The organism is Streptomyces sp. NBC_00503, assembly GCF_036346895.1.
GTDB lineage: Bacteria > Actinomycetota > Actinomycetes > Streptomycetales > Streptomycetaceae > Streptomyces.
Map to the genome: position 1 here is coordinate 2,315,854 of NZ_CP107855.1, position 24,846 is coordinate 2,340,699.

Sequence of the window (24,846 nt, forward strand, 5' to 3'; positions counted from 1 at the left end):
AGCCGCCGCCCGGTCACAGAGGACCGGTGCTCGGCGCACATGCATGGAGGACGTGACGTGGCGAACGACGCCAGCACCGTTTTCGACCTAGTGATCCTCGGCGGTGGCAGTGGCGGTTACGCCGCGGCGCTGCGCGCATCCCAGCTGGGTCTGGACGTTGCCCTGATCGAGAAGAACAAGCTCGGCGGCACCTGCCTGCACAACGGCTGCATCCCCACGAAGGCTCTGCTGCACGCGGGCGAGGTCGCCGACTCGGCTCGTGAAGCCGCCCAGTTCGGTGTCAAGACCACCTTCGAGGGTATCGACATCGCGGGTGTCAACAAGTACAAGGACGAGGTCATCTCGGGCCTGTACAAGGGCCTGCAGGGCCTGGTCGCCTCTCGCAAGGTGACGTACATCGAGGGTGAGGGCCGCCTCTCCTCGCCGACGTCCGTCGACGTGAACGGCCAGCGCATCCAGGGCCGCCACGTCCTGCTGGCGACCGGCTCCGTGCCGAAGTCGCTGCCGGGCCTGAACATCGACGGCAACCGGATCCTCTCCTCGGACCACGCGCTGGTCCTGGACCGCGTGCCCGAGTCCGCGATCATCCTGGGCGGCGGCGTCATCGGCGTCGAGTTCGCCTCGGCGTGGAAGTCCTTCGGTTCCGAGGTCACCGTCATCGAGGGCCTCAAGCACCTCGTGCCGGTCGAGGACGAGAACAGCTCGAAGCTTCTTGAGCGCGCGTTCCGCAAGCGCGGCATCAAGTTCAACCTCGGCACCTTCTTCGACAAGGCCGAGTACACCGAGAACGGCGTACGGGTCACCCTCGCCGACGGCAAGACCTTCGAAGCCGAGGTGCTGCTGGTCGCCATCGGCCGCGGCCCGGTCTCGCAGGGTCTGGGCTACGAGGAGCAGGGCGTCGCGATGGACCGCGGCTACGTCCTGGTCGACGAGTACATGCAGACCAACGTGGCGACCATCTCGGCGGTCGGCGACCTCGTCCCGACCCTCCAGCTCGCGCACGTCGGCTTCGCCGAGGGCATCCTGGTCGCGGAGCGTCTGGCCGGTCTCAAGACCGTCCCGATCGACTACGACGGTGTCCCGCGCGTCACGTACTGCCACCCCGAGGTCGCTTCCGTGGGCATCACCGAGGCCAAGGCCAAGGAGATCTACGGTGCGGACAAGGTCATCGCCGCGAAGTTCAACCTCGCGGGCAACGGCAAGAGCAAGATCCTGAAGACCGCGGGCGAGATCAAGCTCGTCCAGGTCAAGGATGGCGCAGTGGTCGGCATCCACATGGTGGGCGACCGCATGGGCGAGCAGGTCGGCGAAGCCCAGCTGATCTACAACTGGGAAGCCCTGCCGGCCGAGGTCGCGCAGCTGATCCACGCGCACCCGACCCAGAACGAGGCCCTCGGTGAGGCGCACCTCGCGCTGGCCGGCAAGCCGCTGCACAACCACGACTAATCGTCACGGGCGCGACGACCACTTCCGCACATTCGTTAGGAGCAACTGAAACCATGTCGGTTTCCGTAACCCTTCCGGCGCTCGGAGAGAGCGTTACTGAGGGCACTGTCACCCGCTGGCTGAAGGCCGAGGGCGAGCGCGTCGAGGCCGACGAGCCGCTGCTCGAGGTCTCGACCGACAAGGTCGACACCGAGATCCCGTCCCCCGTGTCGGGCATCCTGGCCTCCATCAAGGTCGCCGAGGACGAGACCGTCGAGGTCGGCGCCGAGCTGGCCATCATCGACGACGGCTCGGGCGCGCCGGTCGCGGCTGCCGCCCCGGCCGCCGCCGTTGCCGAGACGGTCGTCGCCGAGGCTCCGGCCGCGCCGGCTCCGGTCGCCGAGGCCCCCGCGGCCCCGGCTCCCGCCGCTGCCGCTCCGGCCGCCGGTACCGATGTCGTACTCCCCGCCCTGGGCGAGTCCGTCACCGAGGGCACCGTCACCCGCTGGCTGAAGCAGGTCGGCGAGTCCGTCGAGGCCGACGAGCCGCTGCTCGAGGTCTCGACCGACAAGGTCGACACCGAGATCCCCGCCCCGGTCGCCGGCGTCCTGCTGGAGATCCTGGTCGCCGAGGACGAGAACGCCGAGGTCGGCGCGCGTCTGGCCGTCATCGGCGTGGCCGGTGCCGCCCCCGCGGCCGCCCCGGTCGCCGCAGCTCCGGCTCCGGTCGCGGCTGCCGCTCCGGTCGCCGCCCCGGCTCCGGTCGTGGCAGCCCCCGCGGTCGCCGCCCCCGTGGCTGCCCCGGTCGCCGCTCCGGCTCCCGTGGCCGCTCCGGCTCCGGTCGCCCCCGTGGCCCCGGCCGCCCCCGCCGCCGCGGTTTCCGCCGGTGACGAGGGTGCGTACGTGACCCCGCTGGTGCGCAAGCTCGCCTCGGAGTCCGGCGTCAACCTGTCCGCGGTGTCCGGCACCGGTGTCGGTGGCCGCATCCGCAAGCAGGACGTCCTGGCCGCCGCCGAGGCCGCCAAGGCCGCCGCTGCCGCCCCGGCTCCGACCGCTGCCGCTCCCGCCGCCAAGGCTCCGGCCGCCGCGGTGTCCGAGCTGCGCGGTCAGACCGTCAAGATGACCCGCATGCGCAAGGTCATCGGCGACAACATGATGAAGGCCCTGCACTCGCAGGCTCAGCTCAGCTCCGTGGTCGAGGTGGACATCACCAAGATCATGAAGCTGCGCGAGAAGGCCAAGGCCTCCTTCCTGGCCCGCGAGGGCGTCAAGCTCTCGCCGATGCCGTTCTTCGTCAAGGCCGCTGCCCAGGCGCTGAAGGCCCACGCGGTCGTCAACGCCCGGATCAACGACGACGAGGGCACCATCACCTACTTCGACTCGGAGAACATCGGCATCGCCGTCGACTCCGAGAAGGGCCTGATGACCCCGGTCATCAAGGGTGCGGGCGACCTCAACCTGGCGGGCATCTCCAAGGCCACCGCCGATCTGGCCGGCAAGGTCCGCGGCAACAAGATCACGCCGGACGAGCTGTCGGGCGCGACCTTCACCATCAGCAACACCGGCTCGCGCGGTGCGCTGTTCGACACGGTCATCGTGCCCCCGAACCAGGCCGCCATCCTGGGCATCGGTGCCACGGTGAAGCGCCCGGTGGTCATCGAGACCGCCGAGGGCACCGTCATCGGCGTCCGCGACATGACGTACCTGACCCTGTCCTACGACCACCGCCTGGTGGACGGCGCGGACGCGGCCCGGTACCTCTCGGCCGTCAAGGCGATCCTCGAGGCCGGCGAGTTCGAGGTCGAGCTCGGCCTGTAAGCCTCACCGCGACAGCATCTGTCGCGTACGGCGCCCCCGCCCGGGATTCACGTCCGGGCGGGGGCGCCGTCGTCGTATCCAAAAGGGCCGCTACGGGTCCTTCGCGGGCCGCCTGTAACCAGCCTCACCCTGCGCCCCTGACCAGGAACGCAACGCGGCGAGCGACGCCGCCGTATTGTCTACGCATCAGGCACCGCATGCCCCTGCACACCCATCAGGAGATGAAGCCCCGATGATCACCCCACCCGTCGTGCACTCGCTGCGCGAGCAGATCCGCGAGCACATCGTGGAGGGGATCGTCAGCGGGCGCTGGAAGCCCGGCGAGCGGATCGTGGAGCGCCGGATCGCCGTGGAGCTCGAGGTCAGCCAGACGCCCGTGCGCGAGGCCCTGCGCGAGCTGGAGACGCTGCGGCTGATCGAGTCGGCGCCGAACAAGGGCGTGCGCGTACGGAACCTGTCGGCGGCGGACCTGGAGGAGATCTACCCGGTCCGGGCGGGTCTGGAGCAGATCGCGGCCGAGCTGGCCGCGCCCCGGCTGGCGGCCGACTGCACGGCCCTGGAGCCGCATGTGGCGGCCCTGTGGGACGCGGACCGCAGCGCGGACGGCACGGCGCAGGTGCGGCACACGGTGGGCTTCCACCGGGAGATGGTCCGGGCGGCCGGGAACAGCGTGCTGCTGCACACCTGGGAGTCCCTGGGCATCGAGGTCTTCACGGCCCTGTCCATCCGGTGGCTGGGCACGGTCCAGAAGTCCTACGCCGAGGAGCACGAAGCCCTCGTAGAGGCCTTCCGGAACCAGGACCCGGACATCGGCCTGCTCGTGAAGCGGCATGTCCTCGGGTGCGCGCCCCGGGCTTGATCCAGCCCCCTCCTGCCTCCCCTGGCCACCCCCCTATGGCTGATACCCCCCTATTTACAGGTCGGTTTGTACCGTTTTACCCGGCACCGGGTGCCTTGTTTCATGGCACCGGGTGCCGACTTTTGTCATATCGACATTTCTTCGCCACTTTCATTTGATCGATCATCGATCAGCGCCTTACAGTCATCGCGGACCCCACCCGGGTCCAACGACCCTGTCCTGCCCGTCAGGGATTTCTTCACCACCTCTCCTTTGTCCGGAAGGCGGCGCACACCGATGTCCGACCCCGTAGGAAAGCTTCCGAGCGAGCTCGACCAGCTCCCGGACCGCGACACCGAGGAGACCGCCGAATGGGCGGCCTCCCTCGACGCAGTCGCCAAGGCCGCCGGTACGCGCCGCGCCGAATACCTGCTCCGTCGCACCCTCCAGCACGCCGAGGCCGCCGGCCTCGCGCTGCCGAAGCTGCTCGAGACGGACTACGTCAACACCATCCCCACCGCCGCCGAGCCGGAGTTCCCCGGTGACGAGGCGATGGAAGCCAGGATCACCGCATGGAACCGCTGGAACGCGGCCGCCATGGTGACCCGCGGCTCCAAGTACGGCGTCGGCGGCCACATCGCCACCTTCGCCTCGGCCGCATGGCTGTACGAGACCGGCTTCCAGCACTTCTTCCGCGGGAAGGAGGCCGACGGATCGGGCGACCAGCTCTACATCCAGGGCCACGCCTCCCCCGGCATCTACGCCCGCGCGTTCCTCGACGGACGCGTCTCCGAGCAGCAGCTCGACCACTTCCGCCAGGAAGCCGGCGGCCAGGGCCTGCCGTCCTACCCGCACCCGCGGCGCCTGCCGTGGCTGTGGGAGTTCCCGACGGTGTCCATGGGCCTCGGCCCGCTCTCGGCGATCTACCAGGCGCGGTTCAACCGCTACCTGCACAACCGGAGCATCAAGGACACCGCCAACTCGCACGTCTGGGCCTTCCTGGGCGACGGCGAGATGGACGAGCCCGAGTCGACCGCCGCCCTGGCCCTCGCCTCCCGCGAGCAGCTCGACAACCTGACCTTCGTCATCAACTGCAACCTGCAGCGCCTCGACGGTCCGGTCCGCGCCAACTTCCGCGTGGTGCAGGAGCTGGAAGCCCAGTTCCGCGGCGCCGGCTGGAACGTCATCAAGTCGCTGTGGGGCTCCGCCTGGGACGAGCTGTTCCAGCTCGACACCACGGGCGCCCTGGTACGCCGCCTGCGCGAGGTACCCGACGCGCAGTTCCAGACGTACGCGACCCGCGACGTGGCCTACATCCGCCAGCACTTCTTCGGCGCCAACGCCGAGCTCGTGCAGCTGGCCGGTGTGCTCTCCGACGCGAAGATCGCCGAGTGCTTCCACACCTCCCGCGGCGGCCACGAGCCCCGCAAGGTGTACGCCGCGTACAAGGCCGCCCTGGAGCACAAGGGTGCGCCGACGGTCATCCTCGCGCAGACCGTCAAGGGCTACACGCTGGGTGCCGGGTTCGAGTCGAAGAACGCGAACCACCAGATGAAGAAGCTGACGATCGACGAGTTCAAGGACATGCGTGACCTCCTTGGCCTCCCGATCCCGGACAGCGCCTTCGCCGACGGCCAGGTCCCGTACGGCCACCCGGGCGCCAACAGCCCCGAGGTGCAGTACCTGAACGAGCGCCGCGCGGCGCTCGGCGGCCCGGCCCCGGCCCGCAAGGTCAAGCACGTGGCCCTGCCCGCCCCGGCGGACCGTTCCTTCGCCCCGCTGCTCAAGGGCTCCGGCAAGCAGGAGATGGCCACCACCATGGCCTTCGTCCGGCTCGTCAAGGACCTGATGCGGGACAAGGAGACCGGCAAGCGCTGGGTGCCGATCGTCCCCGACGAGGCCCGCACCTTCGGTATGGAGTCCCTCTTCCCGTCGGCCGGCATCTACTCGCCGCTGGGCCAGACGTACGAGCCGGTCGACCGCGACCAGCTCATGTACTACAAGGAAGCCAAGGACGGCCAGATCCTCAACGAGGGGATCACCGAGGCCGGCGCCATGGCCGACTTCATCGCCGCCTGCACGTCGTACGCGACGCACGGCGAGCCGATGATCCCGTTCTACATCTTCTACTCGATGTTCGGCTGGCAGCGCACCGCCGACCAGATGTGGCAGCTCGCCGACCAGCTCGGCAAGGGCTTCATCGTCGGCGCCACCGCCGGCCGCACCACCCTGACAGGTGAGGGCCTCCAGCACGCGGACGGCCACTCGCACCTGATCGCGTCCACGAACCCGGCGTCGCTCAACTACGACCCGGCCTTCGCGTACGAGATCGCGGTGATCGTCAAGGACGGTCTGCGCCGGATGTACGGCGAGAAGCCGGAAGACGTCTTCTACTACCTGACGGTCTACAACGAGCCGAAGGTCCAGCCGGCCATGCCGGAGGGCGTGGAAGAGGGCATCCTCAAGGGCCTCTACCGCTTCAACACGGCGGCGGACCTCGCGGAGGCGGCCCCGGCCGCCGATGCCCCGAAGATCCAGCTGATGGCCTCCGGTACGGCGATCCACTGGGTCCTCGACGCCCAGAAGCTGCTCGCCGCCGACTGGAACGTGGCCGCCGACGTCTGGTCCGCCACCTCCTGGGGCGAGCTGCGCCGCGACGCGCTGGACTGCGACGAGGCCCTGCTGCGCGGCGAGATGCGTACCCCGTACGTCACCCGCGCGCTGGAGGGTGTCACCAGCCCGGTGCTCGCCGTCTCCGACTGGATGCGTCAGGTCCCGGACCAGATCAGCCAGTGGGTCGAGCAGGACTACACCTCGCTGGGTACGGACGGCTTCGGTCTGTCCGACACCCGTGAGGGCGCCCGCCGCCACTTCGGTGTCGACGCCCAGTCGATCGTGGTGGCCGCGCTGGCCCAGCTCGCCCGCCGCGGCGAGGTACCGGCGTCCTCCGTCAAGGAAGCCCGGGAGCGCTACGGCCTGTAAGGCGTAACGAGCGATCCGACCGTGAGGCGGTCCGCCCCTGTGGGGGCGGGCCGCCTCACGGCGTTGGCGGCCGGGTCCGGGCATGCGTCCGTGTGGGGGTCGGGCACCGGACTTTCGCGGCATGCGCGGTGGCGGCGCGGGGGTGGACCCGTGATGCTGGAGCGGTGATGGACGAGACGGAGTTCTGGGAGATCGTCGACCGTACCCGCGAGGCCGCCGAGGGCGACCCCGAGGAACACGCCGAGCTGCTCGTGGAGCGGCTGGCGCAGCTCGATCCGGACTCCGTGCTGGACTTCGCCCGGCACTTCGAGTCGCGGTACAACCGGGCGTACACCTGGGACCTGTGGGGCGCCGCGTGGGTGCTGCTCGACGGGGCGAGCGACGACGCGTTCGACTACTTCCGGTGCTGGCTGATCGGCCAGGGGCGGGAGGTCTTCGAGGGCGGGGTGCACGACCCCGACCATCTGGCGGAGCTCCTCGGCGAGTTCGACGAGGAGATCGACGGGGACGGCGAGGAGCTGGGGTACGCGGCCGACGAGGCCTACGAGCAGCTCACCGGGGCGGTCGCACCCGATCTGGGCATCCCGCTGCAGGCGGCGGAGCCGGAGGGCGCTGCGCTGGACTTCGAGAACGAAGCCGTGCTCGCGGAGCGCTTCCCCCGGCTGTGGGACCGCTTCAGAGGCTGACCGGCGGCCTCTTCTTACGTGCTGCCCAGTGGTGCGTGCCACTCAGTGGTGCGTGCTGCCCAGTGGTGCGTGCTGCCCAGTGGTGCGTGCGGCTCAGTAGTGCGTGCCGCCGTCGATGCGGATCTCCGTGCCGGTGATGAACGCACCGTCCTCGGAGCCCAGCATCGCGACGACGCCGGCGACCGTCTGCGGGCCTGCGAAGCCCTGGCCGAGGGCCGGGGCGAGCTTGGTGAACAGGCTCCAGTCGGTGTCCTCGGGCAGGCCGGGGCCGTTGCCGGTGGTCATGCCGCTCTCGATGGAGCCGGGCGCGACGGCGACGAAGCGCAGACCCTGCTTGCTGTATTCGGCGGCCAGCGCGTGGGTCATCGACTGGATGCCGCCCTTGCTGGCCGCGTAGGCGGACATGTAGGGGTGGGCGAAGGTCGCCGAGGTGGAGCTGAAGTTGACGACGACCGGCTGGTCTCCCTCCAGCAGCGCCGGGATCGATTCGCGGATGACCAGGAACGTACCGGTCAGGTTCACCGAGATGATCTTGTTCCAGAATTCGAGCGTGGTCTCGTGGGTGTGCGAGGACCGCAGGATGCCGGCGGCGTTGACCAGCACGTCGAGCCCGCCGAGGGCGGCCACGGCGGCGGCGATGCCGGCCTTCACGGCGGCTTCGTCGGATATGTCGAGCACCGAGGTGGTGAGGCCGTCGGCGCGGCCGTCGGCGGCGGCCTGCTCAGCGGTGATCTTGAGACCGGCTTCGTTGACGTCCACGGCGTGGACGCGGCCGCCCTCGGAGAGGATGCGGTGGACGGTGGCCTGGCCGATGCCGGAGCCACCGCCGGTGATGAGGACGCGACGTCCTTCGTAACGGTTCATGGGGACGAGCGTACTCCCGTCATGACACGTTTTGCCACCCTGTCAAAGCGTGCAATCCCTCCTCGGGCTGAGGGTATTCTTCCCTCGTGAGATCCCCTCGTCCGTACTCTCCCCAGGCAGGCCCCGGAGCCCAGTCGCTGAACGAGCGCCGCAAGGCCGCCACCCAGCTCGACATCGCCCGCGCGGCCTGCGAACTCTTCGCCGAGCACGGCCCCGACGGCACCACCGCCGAGGACATCGCCCACCGGGCGGGCGTGGCACTGCGCACGTTCTACCGCTACTTCCGCAACAAGCAGGAAGCCGTGGCCCCACTGCTCGCGGGCGGCGGTGACGCCTGGCGCGCCCTGCTCGCCGAGGAGGACCCCGGCACCCCGCTCGCGCAGGCCCTGGAACGCGCGGTCACCCGCTCGCTCACCGAGCCCCAGGCCATCGACGAAGGCCTGGAGGTCACCCGCGGACTGCTGCGCGCCGCCGCGACCGACGAGGCGCTGCGCGCCGTCTGGTACCGGGTCAACCAGGACTCCGAGGAGAACCTGGTCCCCGTGATCTCCCGCCTCGCCGGCCCGGACGCCGACCTCCTGTCCATCCGCCTCCTCGCGGCGGCGGCCACCGACGCGATCCGCATCGCCCTGGAACTCTGGTCCGCCACGGACGCCCCGCCCCTGGGCCCCGGCTCCCCCTCGGACCTGGCACTCCGCTGCCTGCGCGACCTCACGGGCGCGATGCCGCTGCTGCGCCCTTCCCTCTGAGAGGACCCCCTTGCAGACCGAGATCACCTTCACCGCCGGCGGCACGAAGCACACGATCAGCCGGCTCGACGTCCAGGCGGCGTCGGCCCGTCTGGTGCCCGTTCACAGTGAGCACATGCCGAACAACTCGTGGTACGTGCTCGTCGGCACGGGCCTCCACACCCCGGTTGACCTGGTCAACCACGCGTCTGGCAGCAAGCTCGACGACGTGGAACCCGCCCGCCGCATCCTGCACGATCTGGGCTTCCCGCTCCTCTGCCTGGCCTGGGGCAAACTCCTCAAGGGCCACCCCGAACACGCCGACTACTGAGTCGGCCGCAGGAACCGCTGCGACTTCTGCTCCAGATGCGCGGCGAAGAAGGCGGGAGCGTCGGGACGCATCCGGGCCAGGGTGACCATCGCCGTCACGATGACGTCGGCGACCTCCGCCTCCACGTCACCCCACCTGTTATCTGGGGTCGCCTGTATATACATGCCGGTCAGAGCTTTTTGTGGTTGTCAGCCACGTGAGGCACGTCTACTCCTGGCGGCCGAAGGCCATCACCGCGCGCTCCCCTGCAGGGCCAGGAGGCTCATCAGCTTGCGAGTGAATCGGTGCATGTGGGGGTCGAGGGTGTCCTCTGGCGTGGCGAGGACCTGGTCCAGTGAAAGCCACTTGATCGCATCGAACTCGGCTTCGTCGAAGGACGTGACCTGGCCTGCCTCTGCCCGCAGGACGTACCACAAGGACACGTCAGTGTGCTGCCCTTGGCCGCGAGTCCGGGTGACGGTCAGGAAGAGCGGGCGGTCGCCAGCGATCGAGGCGGGTACGGCTTCGATGCGCAGTTCCTCGCGGCATTCACGCCGGACGGTGTTCCACGGGTCTTCCATCGGCTCGACGTGGCCGCCGCTGGGAAGCCACAGGCCAGCCTTGCGGTGGGCTACGAGTAGGAGCTCCTCGCAAGTCTCATCGAGCACGACAAAGTAGCTGACCAGGTGCTTCGCCGGGGTCGCGGGCTTCTGCGTCCTGTACAGAGGCGCCCCGCCGGTGATCCATTCCACAGTTTCGGCAAGGTGCGAACGCTCCAGGTCATCCCAGGGCTCGATGCCGCCGAGCACATGCATCAGCTGGCCGCGAAGTGATTGATGGGGAACGCCTGAGGAATCCATGGTGATCACGACGACATGATGGCAGGGAGCTGCAACATGTCGCGCCTCAAGTCAGGCGTTCTGGAGCTCTCCTCGCCCTGGGTGGCTACGTAGGTGTAACGCGAGAACGGTTGGTGCCGAGTTCGGGCAACAGATGTTGATCAAGCGGGTCCAGAATGTTGTCGAGTTCTGAGAACAGCTCGCCGAGAAACGGCGTTGTCAGTGGGTTCTGCCACTCTGTGCTTCGTGGAGGAACTGGTGGAGCGCGTCGACTGTCAAGATCGTGTCCTAGGGGTAGTCACCCGTCGGCAGGCCATCCGGGAGGGCTGGCTGCATCGAATCGCCTCGACGGTGTGTCGTGATGAGCGTGGTCGGATCCTCGTCCATCGGCGGTCGGAGCAGCTGTCGCGCTTCCCCGGGCTCTATGAGGTCATGGTCGGTGGCGCCGTGGGTGTCGGCGAATCCTATGAACAGGCTGCCGGGCGAGAGCTGGCCGAAGAGCTGGGCATCCGCGGCCTGCCGCGCTTGCTGTTCACGTTCATCAACCGCAGCGGCCTAAGCCCTCACTGGCTCGGCGTGCATGAAGCCGTGGTGCCGGACGCTGTGACCCGCGATCCCGATGAGGTCGCCTGGCATGGCTGGCTGACCGAGTCCGAGCTTCACTCGGCTCTGTTGGAGTGGCGCTTCACTCCCGACAGTCACGAGGCCTTCAGCCGGTATCTCGTGTTCCGGACCGCGCAGTCCTGACCGCACGCAGCGACAGGCCGGCCTTGGCGTCACGGCGGATCGCCGCGTACAGATCGACCTTGGACTTCGGCAGCACCCAGGCCCCTCGTCGTGCAGAGCACAACCATGGTCCCGAAGCAAGAACCCAGGTGTTTCCAGAACTCGGCGACATCACTCTCCCGTGGATCCGGGCGTTCTCGCTGCTGAGCGACAGACGTTCCTGGAACTCACCTACATAGCCACCCTGGGAGAGGTCCAAGGTGGACACAGGTGCTTATTGAGGTGCGTCGCGATTCTGATCTCGCATCATGTTCCGCAGGGCCGTCCGAGCTGCAACCAAGTCGTCCTGAGCTTCGGCTAGTTCGGCCAGGATGTCATTCCTGTCGGCTTCGGCCTGCGCCATAGCCGCGGTGAGCTGCTGGTTGGCCACGGTCAGTTCTTGAACACGGGCTACCAAGTCCTTGGACGCGAGGACGTTGACCTGCTCGCCGAGATTGCGCTGCATAGCGGCTCTGAGCCGGTCCCGTTCTTCGGTGAGCGCCCGGACCTGAGCACGCGCGAACTCAAGGTCGGTGGCCAGGCTCGCGGCGCTGGTTGCCGAACCTTCCTTGCGTTTCCGTGCTCCGGCTTTTGCCTGGCCTCCACGAGCGGCTTCGATGTGCTCGCGGACCCCCTCGGCGTAGACAAGCCAGTTTGAGACGCCAGCCCGCTTGGCGACTGCGAGGAACGTGATCGGGTCGCCATCGGCTTTCATCGTGTCCACCACTGCGAGCACCTTGGCCCGCTTCTCCCGGCTGTCCCTCTGCCGGGATTCAAGCAGCACCTGAGCAGGCGTGCGCGGCTCCTTCGTCATGCGACCACCTCTGGAGGACCGAAGGCGGGCATGCCCAGGCTCACAGCACCCTTCGAGGCCCCGGCACGGAGCTTTCGCAGAACCTTGCTGGCCTCCTCGACCTCGTGTCGCATCTCATCGGGCATCGAAGCCAGTTTCTCCTTCTGATTCTCGCGGACGGCCTGGAACGCGGTGATCTGGTCGGCCAGGTTCCGGATGACGAAATCGGCTGCTCCCGCGGCGGCAGCGACCTCGCGGTCCGCCTTCAGTGCACGGATGTGCTCCTCAACTGCGGGCAGGTAGGACGGATCGGGGCGGTAGGAGCCGCAGCCGGCGCATTGGAACCGGATGGGGCACGCCTTCCCGCCGGCCTTCACGTTGGTGGGTTCAATGCAGTTCCCGAAGGCCACCGCTACCGACCGCATCTCGTACGCCGTGCTCGATCTCATCGGAGCAGGATTGCCGAAGCGGTCGGTGGTCAGGCTCTTGATGGTGTTGATGGCCTCCCGCTTCATCTTGATGCTCACTTTGTAGTAAGCCGCGGTGGTGTCGGCGGACTTGTGATCCATCAAATCTTGAAGGACGTGCTGCGGCATACCGGCGTCGGCGTATCTCTGACAGAAGGTGTGGCGGAAGGCGTACGGGTAGATGAGGGATGGGGCGAAGGGCAATGGTGTGCCGTCCGGGCCGAGTTCTTCAGAGTGGATCTCCGGGATTGAACCAGCCCATGTCCGGATGGCAGCACCTATGTTCCCGGTGGTCAGGTGGCCGGTGGCGGCGCTATCGGTGATCGCCGGGAACAGGAAGGGGAGGGCGCGGGAAGGCAGGTCGAGTCGCTCTCGGACCGCTGTCCAGTCCTTGATCGCGCTGACGGTGTCTCTGTCGAGAGGTAGGCGTCTCCGGAGCCTGCCCGCCTTGGTGTTGTCCCAGAGCAGCTGGTACTCGCCCCCGTCGTACTCCAGGCAGTTCAAGCCGAGGGAGCCGATCTCGTTGGGGCGGCGTCCGGTGTCCCTCAGCAGTACGTAGATCGTGCGGAACATGGCCTGGATGCAGTCGGCCGGCATGTTGCCGTAGGTCATCTCGGCGCCGATCAGGTCGAGGTGTCTGTCGAGCTGGGCGATCACCGACTCGGGGAGCGCCTTGCCGATGTTGTCCTCGTCGACCTTTTCCCTTTTGATGCGGTGCTCGTTCGGATGGGGAACGAATCGAGGAGAGAGATCGTCCAGGATGCTTTCCACGCGGCCGAACTCCAGCAGTTCCGTGAAGAGCTTCAGCAGCCGGGCGCGGGAATCGTTGCTACGGGGCGTCCCGTCCATGCATAGGGCCGCCCTGAACTCGTCGACGACGGCCGTCATGTCGGCGAAGCCAAGGAGGGCAGGATTGGCGCCCGCGTGTCGGGTGGCGAGGGCCTGCGAGGCGATGGTGCAGGAAAGGAGCCGATCCCGCAGAGCCGACGATCCCGGGAGCGTTGTACGAGCCCAGTGCATGACTGCTTCACGAAGCCATAGCTGAAGGACGGGGGCGAAGTCGACCTCGCCCTCTCTCATACGGAACCCGGTCCGCGTATGTCCAGGAAGAGGAGTATCCAGTGCTCGTAGGTCCCAGACCAGTTTCGTGGTCTCGTCGATTCCACGGAATGCGTCGAGACCCCTGGTGATGTCCCGCTTGACCTCTTTGATCAGGGACTGCGTGCCGGTACACGTGGTGTCGGCGGGTCCGGGTGTGGTGCCAACCGCGAGGGCCACGGAGGGAATGCCGGTGAACAGCTTGACGATCTTCCTGACCAGAGTCGGGCGAAGGACCTGGCCTCGCTTGTCCCGCTGCTGGAGTGCGTACAGGAGCTCAAGGCGCGTCGTTTCCTCAAGGGGTACGAGGCTGAACTCGTTCTGGAGAAGAAACGGCACCCGCGCCTCGGTCCACCTTGTCAGCTCCCCGTCGCCGGACCGGCCGCTCTCACGCACGTACGCTGCCCACAGGCCGCGGTGTTGGTAGCAGAGATGAGTCGGAAGACTCTCCTCGCTTCGGCACCCGTGGACCGCGCAGAGCGGTAGTCCGGCAAACGGCTCCTGGGTTGCCGCCCAGAACGTGCGCTCGGCCTCGTAACGGCTGATTCGGGCGCCTTGGCCGTACGTCCTGCGAATGTGACTGCGCCAGATCGAGTAGTGGCTGTGGCAGAGCTGCGCTTTGATCCCGTCCCGTCCACAAGCGGGAACAACGCACCGCTCAGGAGTGGCGTGGAATCGCCGATTGCGCTGCGGGACGAAGGTCCGATCGAATTCCTCGGGCGCCAGTTTCGACTTACGGTGGTCGATACCGCAGCTTCCGCAGTACATCGGGCTGTCGGTGGGAGCGTCGCAGCGCGGATGGTGGCACTGCCGTGTACCGGTGAGCGGGTTCTCCGGATCTCCGACGAACAGGAGATCACGAAGATGCCATTCGCCGGGCCTCCACTTCTCATCGACGGCGCCCTGAAGCCAGGCCTGCCAGGATCGGAGATGGTGATCGTCAATCGGTAGAGCCGTATTACCCGGGGACCCGGCCAGGTCAGCCACGCCGGTCACAGCTGGGCAGCCCTTCGCATATCCGAGACCGCAGTTACAGCGTCACGCTTCTCCTGGTCGCTGGCGTGCAGGTAGACCTCCATCGACTGCTCACTGACGTGACCGAGAAGGTTCTGCACCACATGGCGTTGCTTGCCCTGGCGAATCCATCGGGTGGCGGCCGAGTGCCGGAACATGTGTGGCCGGGTGGCGAAGCCCGCCCGCTCGGCGATCCGCGCGAACAGGTCGTATGCGGTTTGGTACTTCATCGGCGAGCCGAGGGGTGCACGGAACAGGTTGACGAATGTCATGTCGCAATCGGCGGCCTCGGGTACGGCTTCCCGTTCCCACTGGTAATCGGCGTAGAGACCGACCAGGTCGTCGCTGACAGGGATCGATCGAGGCTGCCGGGACTTGGCCAGGGCTCCGTTGGAGTTCTGGCGACGACGCACATGGATGTGAGGTCCGGCCGTGGGGCACCCGAGCGACGTCGAGTTCGACAGCAGGTGCATGTCCTCCCGTCGCAGCCCCAGGGCTTCTCCGATACGCACACCCGTTTCTGCCAGGAGCGTTACGAGGAACCGGTCGCGAGCGTGGCAGGTGAGGTCGATGATGCGGACGATCTGCTCGTCGGTCAGGTACTCGTAGCCGGAGACTGCGACTTTGAACTTCAGCTTCCGCGCACGGACAGTGCGGTACTGCTCGTCCTCACCGGTGTTGTAGCCGGCTGGCATGTGGTGGAGAAGCCGCGGCTCGGTCAGCAGGGCGATCAGCTCTGCAGCGACCCACCCGTGTAGGGAGCAGTGCCTGAGGAACTGGCATGAGGTAGTCATGATCGCGTTCGCGGTCTTCTTGCTGCGGTGCCGTGGCTCGACGGGCACCCTCTTGCCCCTGGCCGGCAGCGGTTCGTCAACCAGCCAGCGCAGGAACTGGGCAAGCTGCACGATGGTGGGTGCCGACCAGCAGATGCCGAACTCCGCACAGTAGGACAGGTACAGCGCCACCCGGCCCGCGTAGCTGCGCAGGGTATTGACGGAAGCGTCCTCCTGGGAGGCCAGCGCGGTCAGGTACGAGGTCGCCTCAGGGTGGATCTCGTAGTCCTTGCTGATGACGATCCACGTCGTTGCCCCGTCGGAGGGCCTGATGGCCTTCTCCGCTCGGTAGGCGCGGGGCTCGGAAGAGAGTCCGGGTAACGTCACTGAAGTCCCCCAAGATAGTTGTCTGTCACGTAGAGAACGCGCAAACGTCACTTAGGTAACTGAACTTCAGGACCTACTGGAGATAACAGGTGTGCGAGTCGCCCTTGCGCGGATTGGTCCCCTTGGCCCCGCCGACGGCCTGCGCGGCCTCGCCGAACTCCTCGCCGATCTTCAGGATCTGCAGCATCACGCTCTCCTCGTGCCCGATCCCGCGCTCCCGGTCGTGCTCGTCGAACCGTGCCGCGAGCGCCCCGATGGTCTTCCACGTGTCGTCCATCCGCCGAACGTAGCGCCACACGACGGAGCCCCGCCCCCCTCTCTGAGAAGGGGACGGGGCTCCGGACGATCAGTGCGTCAGCACGGCACGGCTTAGAGGTCGAAGTAGAGCTCGAACTCGTGCGGGTGCGGGCGCAGCGCGATCGGGGCGATCTCGTGGGTGCGCTTGTAGTCGATCCAGGTCTCGATCAGGTCGGGGGTGAAGACACCGCCGGCCAGGAGGTACTCGTGGTCCTCCTCGAGGGCCTTGAGGACGTCCTCGAGGCTGGTCGGGACCTGCGGGACGCTCGCGTGCTCGTCCGGGGAGAGCTCGTAGAGGTCCTTGTCGATCGGCTCCATCGGCTCGATCTTGTTCTTGATGCCGTCGAGGCCGGCCAGCAGGAGGGCCGCGAACGCCAGGTACGGGTTCGAGGACGGGTCCGGGGCGCGGAACTCGACGCGCTTGGCCTTCGGGTTCGAGCCCGTGATCGGGATGCGCATGGCGGCCGAGCGGTTGCGCTGCGAGTACACCATGTTGACCGGCGCCTCGAAGCCCGGGACCAGGCGGTGGTAGGAGTTCACCGTCGGGTTGGTGAACGCCAGCAGCGACGGGGCGTGCTTGAGGATGCCGCCGATGTAGTAGCGCGCCATGTCCGACAGGCCCGCGTAGCCGGCCTCGTCATAGAACAGCGGGTCGCCGTTGGCCCACAGCGACTGGTGCACGTGCATGCCCGAGCCGTTGTCGCCGAAGATCGGCTTCGGCATGAAGGTCGCGGTCTTGCCGTTGCGCCAGGCGACGTTCTTCACGATGTACTTGAAGAGCATCAGGTCGTCGGCCGCGGCGAGCAGCGTGTTGAACTTGTAGTTGATCTCGGCCTGGCCACCGGTGCCGACCTCGTGGTGCTGACGCTCGACCTGGAGGCCCTGGGCGTCCAGCTCGAGGGAGATCTCGGCGCGCAGGTCGGCGAAGTGGTCGACCGGGGCTACGGGGAAGTAACCACCCTTGTAGCGGACCTTGTAACCACGGTTGTTCTCCTCGGAGCCCGTGTTCCAGGCGCCGGCCTCGGAGTCGATGTGGTAAAAGCCCTCGTTCGCGGAGGTCGCGAAGCGCACGCTGTCGAACACGTAGAACTCGGCCTCGGGGCCGAAGAACGCGGTGTCGGCGATGCCGGTCGAGGCCAGGTACGCCTCGGCCTTCTTCGCGATGTTGCGCGGGTCGCGGCTGTAGGCCTCGCCCGTGATCGGGTCGTGGATGAAGAAGTTGATGTTGAGCGTCTTGTCCTTGCGGAACGGGTCCAGGCGCGCGGTGGTGATGTCGGCGCGCAGCGCCATGTCGGACTCGTGGATCGCCTGGAAGCCGCGGATCGAGGAGCCGTCGAAGGCGAGCTCCTCGTTCGGGTCGAACGCGCGCCCCGGGATGGTGAAGTGCTGCATCACACCAGGCAGGTCGCAGAAGCGGACGTCAACGAACTTGACGTCGTTCTCCTTGATGTACTGCGTCACTTCGTCGGCGTTCTTGAACATCCAACTCCTCCTACTCCCGACCCCGGGGCAGGGGCGGGCTTTATAGCTAGTGGTGCGTCAGTGCGGTGCCGCACGCTGACCCGACCATAAGCAGACGGGGTTTCCCAAGCATGACCCATTTGTTTCGCACAAGTTAACCAGGGTCCCGGCGGAACGGCGTGAAGCAGCACGGGTACGGTGTTCGGGTGGACAAGAGGCAAGCAATCGGATCCTGGCTCTCCGGCCCCCGCGAGGCCGCCGAAGGAATGGGTGTCGACTTCGGCTACCCCGGCAAGCAGCTGGGCCTGCCGCAGCAGGGGCCCGGCTCCGTGGCCCGTTTCGGGCGCCGCTTCGCGGCCCTGGTCATCGACTGGCTGGCCTGCCAGCTGATCGCATACGGCCTGATCACAGGCCGCGACTGGACCGGCGCGGGCAACTGGACGCTGGCCCTCTTCGTGGTCCTGAGCATCCTGACCATCGCCACCGTGGGCTTTACCCCCGGGAAGCGGATCCTGGGCCTCCGGGTCATCTCGCAGGACGGCGGCCCGCTCGGCGTCGGCCGCGTGGTGCTGCGCACCCTCCTGCTCGCCCTGGTGGTCCCGGCCCTGGTCTGGGACCGCGACGGCCGCGGGCTGCACGACCGCCTCGGCCGCGCCGTCCAGGTCCGGATCTGAGCACACGCGTCCGAGCACGCGACTGAGCACACGCGACACGAACGCAAGGGCGCCCCGAGCCATCGGCTCGGGGCGCCCTTGCGTCGTTGTATACGAAAAGCTGGTCAGCGCATCTTTCCGCCGCGCGGCATGCGCATCCCCTTGGGCATCGGGCCCTTCGGGATGGGCATGTTGCTCAGCAAGTCGCCCATGGCCCGGAGCTTGTCGTTGACCTGGGTGATCTGGGGGCCCGAGAGCACGCGGGGCAGCTTCAGCAGGGTCGTACGGACCTTCTTGAGCGGCACCTCGCCCTCACCGGTACCCACGATGAAGTCGTGGACCGGGATGTCGGGCATGATCCGGGACAGCTTCTTCTTCTCGTTCGCGAGCAGTGCCTTCACCCGGTTCGAGTTGCCCTCACCGATCAGCACCACGCCGGCCTTGCCGACGGCCCGGTGGACGATGTCCTGCTGCTTGCTCATCGCGACGGCGGGGGTGGTGTTCCAGCCCCTGCCCACGTTGTCCAGCACGGCCGCGGCTGCGCCCGGCTGGCCCTCCATCTGCCCGAAGGCAGCCCGCTCGGCCCGTCGTCCGAAGACGATCGCCATCGCGAGGAACGCCACCAGGAAGCCCAGGATGCCCAGGTAGACCGGGTGGCCGATCAGGAAGCCGATCGCAAGAAAGACACCGAAGGTGACGATTCCCACGCCCGCGACGATCAGACCGACCTTCGGGTCGGCCTTGCGCGTCATCTTGTACGTCAGGGCGATCTGCTTCAGTCGCCCGGGGTTCGCAGCAGTCTCTGCGTTTGACTTCCTCGCCATGGAGCGAAGTTTACGTGGCCTTCTCGGTCCGGGTCGCCGCGGCCTCGAGTACGTGCTCGGTTTCGACCCGGTCCTGGGCCCTGCGGCGGTCTTCGAGCACCGCCGTCCATGCGTTGCGGCGGGCGCCGCTCATGAGCAGCGACTCGATGCCCCGGAAGGCGTCGCCTACGGTCGGGATGGCGATGGCGCGTACGGGCGCGGCCTGCATGATGTCGATCCCTTTCACGGAGCTCACATGGGGCGTGCGGAGCGTGGTGCGGAGCGCTGTGCGCCCCGCGTGTGCACCAGCGCGTGCGCGGTGGCGTGCGCGGTGCGTCGAGCAATCGTCACTGATTGGTGTTACCAGGGCGTGACCGGCTGGTCAAACAGTGATGAAACATTTACGCGGCCCGCCGGACTCTTCCTTGAAGAGCCTAGGGGCCGCGTCGATGCGGTGTTACCCACCAGTAAGCATTTGTGCGCGAGTTCACACAGTCATCAGACCGAGGCGCGCTTCTCCATCGCCTGCTGGTACAGACGTCCCGCGCGGTACGAGGACCGCACCAGCGGGCCCGACATCACGCCGGAGAAGCCGATGTCCTCGGCCTCCTTCGCCAGCTCCACGAACTCGGCCGGCTTCACCCAGCGCTCCACGGGGTGGTGCCGCGCCGAGGGGCGCAGGTACTGGGTGATGGTGATGAGCTCGCAGCCCGCCTCGTGGAGGTCGCGCAGCGCCTGGCTGACTTCCTCGCGCTCCTCGCCCATGCCCAGGATCAGGTTGGACTTGGTCACCAGGCCGTACGCCCGCGCCTGGGTGATGACGTCCAGCGAGCGCTCGTAGCGGAAGCCGGGGCGGATCCGCTTGAAGATCCGCGGCACCGTCTCGATGTTGTGCGCGAAGACCTCGGGGCGGGAGGCGAAGACCTCTTCCAGCAGCTCCGGGACCGCGTTGAAGTCCGGGGCGAGCAGCTCGACCTTGGTCTGCCCGGACGCGCGCTCCGCCGTCTGCTGGTGGATCTGGCGCACGGTCTCCGCGTAGAGCCAGGCACCGCCGTCCGCCAGGTCGTCGCGCGCGACGCCCGTGATGGTGGCGTAGTTCAGGTCCATGGTGACGACCGACTCGCCCACGCGGCGCGGCTCGTCCCGGTCCAGCGCCTCGGGCTTGCCCGTGTCGATCTGGCAGAAGTCGCAGCGCCGGGTGCACTGGTCGCCACCGATGAGGAAGGTGGCCTCGCGGTCTTCCCAGCATTCGTAAATGTTCGGACAACCGGCTTCCTGGCACACCGTGTGCAGTCCTTCGCCCTTCACCAGGGCCTGCATCTTGGTGTACTCGGGACCCATCTTCGCCCGGGTCTTGATCCACTCGGGCTTGCGCTCGATGGGCGTCTGGGCGTTACGGACCTCCAGGCGCAGCATCTTGCGTCCGTCGGGTGCGACTGCGGACACGACCGGCTCCCTGTGACTTCGATTCTTCGGCGCCCACCAGGGTACGCCCGTAATTCGTACGTTCTTACGTCGGCCAACCTGCGAGGGGCCCGGCCCATTCCCCGGAGGGACGGCCCGCGGCTAGCTCGCGGCCGGCTCTATTTCGCGGGGCCGCAGCTCCGCCTGCTCCAGTACGTCCTTCAGGTGCCGTTCGATCACCGGAAGCACCTCGGCGATGGTGATCTCGCGCCCGAGTTCGTACGAGAGCGAGGTCACACCGGCGTCGCGGATGCCGCAGGGGACGATCCGGTCGAACCAGGTGTTGTCGGGGTTCACGTTGATGGCGAAGCCGTGCATCGTGACGCCCTTGGCGACCCGGATGCCGATGGCGGCGAGCTTGCGGTCCTCGCGGCGCTGGCCGGCGTTGGACGGGGCGTACTCGGGGCCGTTCAGGCGCGGGTCGAACTCCTCGTCCGCCAGCCGCGGGTCGAAGTCGAGGGAGAGCCCGCCGATCTTCGGACGGTCCTCCACCGGGTCGCCCAGCACCCAGACCCCGCTGCGCCCTTCGACGCGGGTGGTCTCCAGGCCGAACTCGGCGGCTGTGCGGATCAGCGCGTCCTCCAGGCGGCGGACGTGGGCGACCACGTCCACCGGGCGGGGCAGCTTCATGATCGGGTAGCCGACCAGCTGGCCCGGCCCGTGCCAGGTGATCTTGCCGCCGCGGTCCACGTCCACGACGGGCGTGCCGTCGAGCGGCCGCTCGCTGTCGGCGGTGCGCCGGCCGGCGGTGTAGACCGGCAGGTGCTCCAGCAGCAGGCAGGTGTCCTCGACCTCGTCCGCGAAGCGGGCGGCGTGCACCCGGCGCTGTTCCTCCCACGCGGCCGTGTACTCGACGGCCTCCGGTCCGAAGCCCAGACGGACAAACCCAAGCTCAGCCACCGCGGCGCCTCCTCGTTGAACCTGCCGTCGAACTTGCTGTGTGCACGTATCGCACCAAGCAAGGGTACGGCGGCCCGCGCGCGGCCCTTCAGCCGCCCGTCACGGGCTCTGGACGCGGCCCCGGCGGCGACTCCGCGGGCAGCTCTGCGGTCGGTTCCACGGGCCGTCCCCCGGTCGGTTCCGCGGGCAGTTCCCCGGTCGGTTCCGCCGACAGCTCCGCCGTCAGCTCGGGAGCCGGCTCCGGCAGCTGCCTGGGCCGCCTGCGCCCCTTCGGCGGCCGGTCCGGGTCCTCGTCCGCCCGCGGCAGCCGCCGGTGCCCCTCGGAGTGGTCGTTGACCCAGCCGCACACGCCGCACGCGTACCGCCCGTCGAGGCCCGCGATGTACGTCCCGCAGCGCCGGCACTCCGCCTCGGTCAGCTCGGGCGCGGCCAGCTCGGGTACATGCAGCGGGGCCGTGGACTCTGCGCAGCTGTCGTCGCCGTAGAGGCGCTCGAAGGTGCCGGGGCGGTGCGCCCCGGTGGGCCGGCGGGTCATGGGGCGCAGCGTACGCGGGTGGAGGGGGTCAGTCCGTAAAGAGCCCTACCGGTTCTGCACACGATCGGATGAATGTGGGGCAGACAGGGCGGTGCGGGCGGAGTTGGCCGCTACATTCACGCCGTTCACAGGGCCGGGACTCCGGTCCGTCACGTCAGGAAACCGTGGAGCAGATGACGGAACGACCTGCCCAGCGTGTCCCCAACCGGCAGCTCGCGGCACTGATCGCCGAGGCCGGGTTCTCCAACGCCGGGCTCGCCCGCCGCGTCGATCAGCTCGGTCTGGAGCACGGTCTCGATCTGCGGTACGACAAGACCTCCGTGACCCGCTGGCTGCGCGGGCAACAGCCGCGCGGTACGACCCCGGCGCTGATCGCGGAGGTGTTCACCCGGCGCCTCGGGCGGCGGCTGTCGGCCCAGGACCTGGGGCTGGACGCGTGCGCCCCCGTGTACGCCGGGCTGGAGTTCGCGGCAACCCCGGAGGAGGCCGTGGACATCGCCAGCGGGCTGTGGCGCAAGGACTCCGGCTCGCACGCCGAGCTGCGCAAGATCGCCTTCACCCCGGCCGGGCTGGTGGTGCCCAGCCGGGACTGGCTCATCGGGCGGGCCGACGAGCGGGTCGGCCGGGGCGCGGAGCAGGCCGCCGCGAGGGTTCCCGAGCAGGGCCGACCCGTACCGGTACGGGCTTCGGTGCCCCGGCAGCGGCAGATCGACCGCGGTCCCGGACAGCGGGTCACGGGCGGGGACATCGCCGCGCTCAGATCGGTGAGCGAGCTGTTCCGCACCCTGGACCACGCCTACGGCGGCGGCCATGCCCGCCAGGCGCTGGTGCGCTACCTGGAGCACGAGGCGGAGCCGATGCTCCGCGGGACGTACGGCGAGACCACCGGGCGGCGGCTGTTCTCGGCCGCCGCCGACCTGACCCGGCTCGCGGGCTGGACCTCGTACGACATCGCCGCGCACGGGCTCGCCCAGCGGTACTTCGTGCAGGCGCTGCGCCTGGCCCAGGCCGCCGGGGACCGGCCGTACGGGGCGTACGTGCTGGTCACGATGAGCCGGCAGGCGGTCTACCTCGGCCACGGCCGGGAGGCGGTGCAGCTGGCCCGGGTGGCCCAGCAGGGCGTCGGCTCGGGCCCGCCCCCGGTGGTGCAGGCGCTGCTGCACTCGGCGGAGGCCCGCGCGCACGCGGTGCTCGGCGAGGTCAGGGCGGCGACGGCCTCGCTGGTGCGGGCCGAGCGGGCGCTGGGCGCGGCCCGGCCGGGCGACGACGTACCGCACTGGGCGCGGTCCTACGACGAGGGGCAGCTGGCGGACGAGTTCGGGCACTGCCACCGGGACCTGCAGCAGTACCGGGCCTCGGCGCAGCACGCGGAGCGCTCGCTCCAGCTGCGGGCGCCGGGGTACGCGCGCTCGCGGCTGTTCTGCCGGGTGGTGCTGGCCACGGCGCGGCTGGGGCTGGGCGAGCTGGACCAGGCCTGCGCGCTGGGCGCGGAGGCGGCGCAGCAGGCGATGGAGATGCGGTCGGTGCGGGCGGTGGAGTACGTACGGGACTTCGAGCGTCGGCTCGAGCCGTACCGGGACGCGTCCGCGGTGCGGAGCTATCGGGACCGGGTGGCTGCCTTGTCGTGACCCTGCGCGGGTCGGCTGCCGGGGCAAACGCCGGCGAGGCTGGATTTGCCCCGCCGGCGCGGTTCCCTCAGGCCGCCACCGGAAGCATGGCTTCCGGGGCGGCCGGGAGCGGGATGCCGAAGTCCTTCAGGACGGCTCCGGCGGCGCGCCGGGCCGAACGCAGCGCGCCCTCGACGGTGTTGGTGTCCCGGTGGTCGCCGCACACGTAGAGCCCTGCGAGGACCCGGACCGGGCGGCGCGTGTCCTGCTGCGGGGGCATGGCGGGGACGGCCTCGGGGGTGTGGTGGACGGCGAGGAGCTCCCACTCGCGGGTCGAGGTCTCGTAGAGGCGGGCGAGGCGCGAGGCGACCGTGCGCGCGGGCGGCGGCGGGCCGAGCACGGTGGTGGTGACCAGGCTGCGGCCCGCGGGGGCGCGCGTCGGGTCGACGGCGCTCATCACGGCGGTGTGGGCGACGGGCCACTTGGGGTCGCCGTCCAGGAGCAGCGAGCCGTCCCAGGGCAGGGTGGCGGTGGTGGCGTGGTGGATGACGGTCACCTCGTGGAAGGCGGGCACGCGCAGCCCCGGGAGCAGTTCGGCCGCGGCCCGCGCCCCCGTGGCCAGGACGGCGGAGCGGCAGGTGAAGTCCCCGTGCCCCTCGGTGGTGACGAGGTTGGTGGCCACCGACCGGACCCGGACCCCGGTGCGCACGGTGCCGGGCGGCAGCGCGGCGGCGAGCAGTCCGGGCAGGGTGGCGGCGCCGCCCTCGGGCACGGCGAGGCGGCCGCGGGCGAAGGTGCGCAGGGCCAGGTCGGCGACGCGGCTTGAGGTGGCGAGCGCGGGGTCGCGCAGGAGCGCCGCGAGGAGCGGGCGCAGCGCCGTACCGAGGCTCCGGGAGCTCAGGGCGGCGTGCGCGGTGCGCTCCGGGCGGGCGAGCAGGCGTTCCTCGGGCAGCGCGGCGAGGCGGCCGAGGGCGGCGCCGATCCGGGCCTGGTCGAGGGAACCGCTGGTCAGGGCGCGGGCGGTGGTGAGTGCGCCGGCGTGCAGGATCCGGCCCTCCGTGTGGATGAGGGCGCCGGGCGCGAAGGGCCGCAGGACCAGGTCCTCCAGGCCGGGGGTGCGGGCCGGCTCGGCGTAAGCGGTGTTGAGCAACTGGCCGACCCGGTCGAGCCGGAAGCCGTCCACGGTCTCGGTGGCCATCCGTCCGCCGGAGTCGTCCGCGCCCTCCAGGACGATGACCGTGACCCCGGCCGCGATCAGGTGGTGCGCGGCCGCAAGTCCCGAGACTCCGGCTCCTACGATGACTACGTCCGCATGGTGTGCGTGTGCGCTGTTGAGCACG

The 24,846-nt window shown here is 68.9% G+C and carries 24 protein-coding genes; 10 read left to right on the plus strand and 14 right to left on the minus strand.

Features of this window, described 5'->3' with window-relative positions; translation table 11 throughout:
- Window positions 1-57: 57 nt before the first annotated feature.
- The 5 genes from lpdA to OG490_RS10835 all read left to right on the plus strand — a co-directional run bounded on the left by lpdA (window position 58) and on the right by OG490_RS10835 (window position 7,748).
- Window positions 58-1,446 (plus strand): dihydrolipoyl dehydrogenase, encoded by a 1,389-nt coding sequence (gene lpdA, locus OG490_RS10815; RefSeq protein ID WP_330296069.1) that lies wholly within the window; start codon window positions 58-60, stop codon window positions 1,444-1,446.
- Between the two features lie 53 nt (window positions 1,447-1,499).
- Window positions 1,500-3,242 carry a 2-oxoglutarate dehydrogenase, E2 component, dihydrolipoamide succinyltransferase gene (gene sucB / locus OG490_RS10820; protein WP_330296070.1) on the plus strand — a complete coding sequence of 581 codons (1,743 nt, stop codon included), beginning with the start codon at window positions 1,500-1,502 and terminating at the stop codon, window positions 3,240-3,242.
- Between the two features lie 235 nt (window positions 3,243-3,477).
- The gene (locus OG490_RS10825) at window positions 3,478-4,101 is read left to right on the plus strand and encodes a GntR family transcriptional regulator (RefSeq protein ID WP_330300873.1); all 624 of its coding nucleotides are present in this window, start codon (window positions 3,478-3,480) and stop codon (window positions 4,099-4,101) included.
- A gap of 276 nt (window positions 4,102-4,377) precedes the next feature.
- On the plus strand, window positions 4,378-7,062 hold the full coding sequence (gene aceE / locus OG490_RS10830; protein ID WP_330296071.1) for a pyruvate dehydrogenase (acetyl-transferring), homodimeric type: 2,685 nt from the start codon (window positions 4,378-4,380) through the stop codon (window positions 7,060-7,062).
- A 167-nt stretch (window positions 7,063-7,229) separates the two neighbouring features.
- Window positions 7,230-7,748 (plus strand): DUF4240 domain-containing protein, encoded by a 519-nt coding sequence (locus OG490_RS10835; RefSeq protein ID WP_330296072.1) that lies wholly within the window; start codon window positions 7,230-7,232, stop codon window positions 7,746-7,748.
- Between the two features lie 93 nt (window positions 7,749-7,841).
- Here the strand turns inward: OG490_RS10835 and OG490_RS10840 are convergent, their stop codons facing one another.
- Window positions 7,842-8,612: an SDR family NAD(P)-dependent oxidoreductase gene (locus OG490_RS10840; protein ID WP_330296073.1), complete on the minus strand. Its 771-nt coding sequence runs from the start codon at window positions 8,610-8,612 to the stop codon at window positions 7,842-7,844.
- A gap of 86 nt (window positions 8,613-8,698) precedes the next feature.
- Here OG490_RS10840 and OG490_RS10845 point away from each other — a divergent pair, with 86 nt between their 5' ends.
- The gene (locus tag OG490_RS10845) at window positions 8,699-9,361 is read left to right on the plus strand and encodes a TetR/AcrR family transcriptional regulator (protein ID WP_330296074.1); all 663 of its coding nucleotides are present in this window, start codon (window positions 8,699-8,701) and stop codon (window positions 9,359-9,361) included.
- A gap of 10 nt (window positions 9,362-9,371) precedes the next feature.
- Window positions 9,372-9,671, plus strand: coding sequence for a hypothetical protein (locus OG490_RS10850; RefSeq protein WP_330296075.1), 300 nt, complete (start codon window positions 9,372-9,374; stop codon window positions 9,669-9,671).
- On the opposite strand, the gene OG490_RS10855 is transcribed toward OG490_RS10850, so the two are convergent.
- Window positions 9,665-9,796, minus strand: a complete 132-nt coding sequence (locus tag OG490_RS10855; protein WP_330296076.1) for a hypothetical protein — start codon at window positions 9,794-9,796, stop codon at window positions 9,665-9,667. The genes OG490_RS10850 and OG490_RS10855 overlap by 7 nt on opposite strands.
- Before the next feature lie 105 nt (window positions 9,797-9,901).
- Window positions 9,902-10,510, minus strand: coding sequence for an NUDIX hydrolase (locus OG490_RS10860; RefSeq protein WP_330300874.1), 609 nt, complete (start codon window positions 10,508-10,510; stop codon window positions 9,902-9,904).
- Window positions 10,511-10,735: 225 nt separating this feature from the next.
- Here OG490_RS10860 and OG490_RS10865 point away from each other — a divergent pair, with 225 nt between their 5' ends.
- Window positions 10,736-11,236: an NUDIX domain-containing protein gene (locus tag OG490_RS10865; RefSeq protein WP_371619920.1), complete on the plus strand. Its 501-nt coding sequence runs from the start codon at window positions 10,736-10,738 to the stop codon at window positions 11,234-11,236.
- Between the two features lie 253 nt (window positions 11,237-11,489).
- On the opposite strand, the gene OG490_RS10870 is transcribed toward OG490_RS10865, so the two are convergent.
- The 5 genes from OG490_RS10870 to glnA all read right to left on the minus strand — a co-directional run bounded on the left by OG490_RS10870 (window position 11,490) and on the right by glnA (window position 17,565).
- A complete protein-coding gene (locus tag OG490_RS10870; RefSeq protein WP_330296077.1) occupies window positions 11,490-12,068 on the minus strand; it encodes a DUF6262 family protein in 579 nt (192 codons plus the stop codon).
- A complete protein-coding gene (locus tag OG490_RS10875) occupies window positions 12,065-14,008 on the minus strand; it encodes a tyrosine-type recombinase/integrase (protein WP_330296078.1) in 1,944 nt (647 codons plus the stop codon). The genes OG490_RS10870 and OG490_RS10875 overlap by 4 nt, the downstream gene beginning before the upstream one ends.
- Before the next feature lie 596 nt (window positions 14,009-14,604).
- Window positions 14,605-15,786, minus strand: coding sequence for a tyrosine-type recombinase/integrase (locus OG490_RS10880; RefSeq protein WP_330296079.1), 1,182 nt, complete (start codon window positions 15,784-15,786; stop codon window positions 14,605-14,607).
- Between the two features lie 73 nt (window positions 15,787-15,859).
- Window positions 15,860-16,063, minus strand: a complete 204-nt coding sequence (locus OG490_RS10885) for a MazG-like family protein (RefSeq protein WP_330296080.1) — start codon at window positions 16,061-16,063, stop codon at window positions 15,860-15,862.
- 92 nt (window positions 16,064-16,155) lie between these two features.
- Window positions 16,156-17,565: a type I glutamate--ammonia ligase gene (gene glnA, locus OG490_RS10890; protein ID WP_330296081.1), complete on the minus strand. Its 1,410-nt coding sequence runs from the start codon at window positions 17,563-17,565 to the stop codon at window positions 16,156-16,158.
- Between the two features lie 185 nt (window positions 17,566-17,750).
- Between glnA and OG490_RS10895 the strand changes: the two genes are divergently transcribed.
- Complete coding sequence (locus tag OG490_RS10895; protein WP_330296082.1) at window positions 17,751-18,218, plus strand: RDD family protein; 468 nt, start codon at window positions 17,751-17,753, stop codon at window positions 18,216-18,218.
- A 104-nt stretch (window positions 18,219-18,322) separates the two neighbouring features.
- Here the strand turns inward: OG490_RS10895 and OG490_RS10900 are convergent, their stop codons facing one another.
- The 5 genes from OG490_RS10900 to OG490_RS10920 all read right to left on the minus strand — a co-directional run bounded on the left by OG490_RS10900 (window position 18,323) and on the right by OG490_RS10920 (window position 21,899).
- The gene (locus tag OG490_RS10900) at window positions 18,323-19,021 is read right to left on the minus strand and encodes a DUF4191 domain-containing protein (protein ID WP_330296083.1); all 699 of its coding nucleotides are present in this window, start codon (window positions 19,019-19,021) and stop codon (window positions 18,323-18,325) included.
- 10 nt (window positions 19,022-19,031) lie between these two features.
- Window positions 19,032-19,229: an SCO2195 family GlnR-regulated protein gene (locus tag OG490_RS10905; protein WP_330300876.1), complete on the minus strand. Its 198-nt coding sequence runs from the start codon at window positions 19,227-19,229 to the stop codon at window positions 19,032-19,034.
- Window positions 19,230-19,498: 269 nt separating this feature from the next.
- Entirely contained in the window at window positions 19,499-20,446 is a 948-nt protein-coding gene (lipA, locus tag OG490_RS10910; protein WP_330296084.1) for a lipoyl synthase, read from the minus strand.
- A 120-nt stretch (window positions 20,447-20,566) separates the two neighbouring features.
- The gene (gene lipB / locus OG490_RS10915; protein WP_330296085.1) at window positions 20,567-21,364 is read right to left on the minus strand and encodes a lipoyl(octanoyl) transferase LipB; all 798 of its coding nucleotides are present in this window, start codon (window positions 21,362-21,364) and stop codon (window positions 20,567-20,569) included.
- An 88-nt stretch (window positions 21,365-21,452) separates the two neighbouring features.
- Complete coding sequence (locus OG490_RS10920; RefSeq protein WP_330296086.1) at window positions 21,453-21,899, minus strand: hypothetical protein; 447 nt, start codon at window positions 21,897-21,899, stop codon at window positions 21,453-21,455.
- A 173-nt stretch (window positions 21,900-22,072) separates the two neighbouring features.
- Here OG490_RS10920 and OG490_RS10925 point away from each other — a divergent pair, with 173 nt between their 5' ends.
- Window positions 22,073-23,527: a regulator gene (locus OG490_RS10925; protein WP_330296087.1), complete on the plus strand. Its 1,455-nt coding sequence runs from the start codon at window positions 22,073-22,075 to the stop codon at window positions 23,525-23,527.
- Window positions 23,528-23,594: 67 nt separating this feature from the next.
- On the opposite strand, the gene OG490_RS10930 is transcribed toward OG490_RS10925, so the two are convergent.
- Window positions 23,595-24,845, minus strand: coding sequence for an FAD-dependent oxidoreductase (locus OG490_RS10930; RefSeq protein WP_330296088.1), 1,251 nt, complete (start codon window positions 24,843-24,845; stop codon window positions 23,595-23,597).
- Between the last annotated feature and the right edge of the window lies 1 nt (window position 24,846).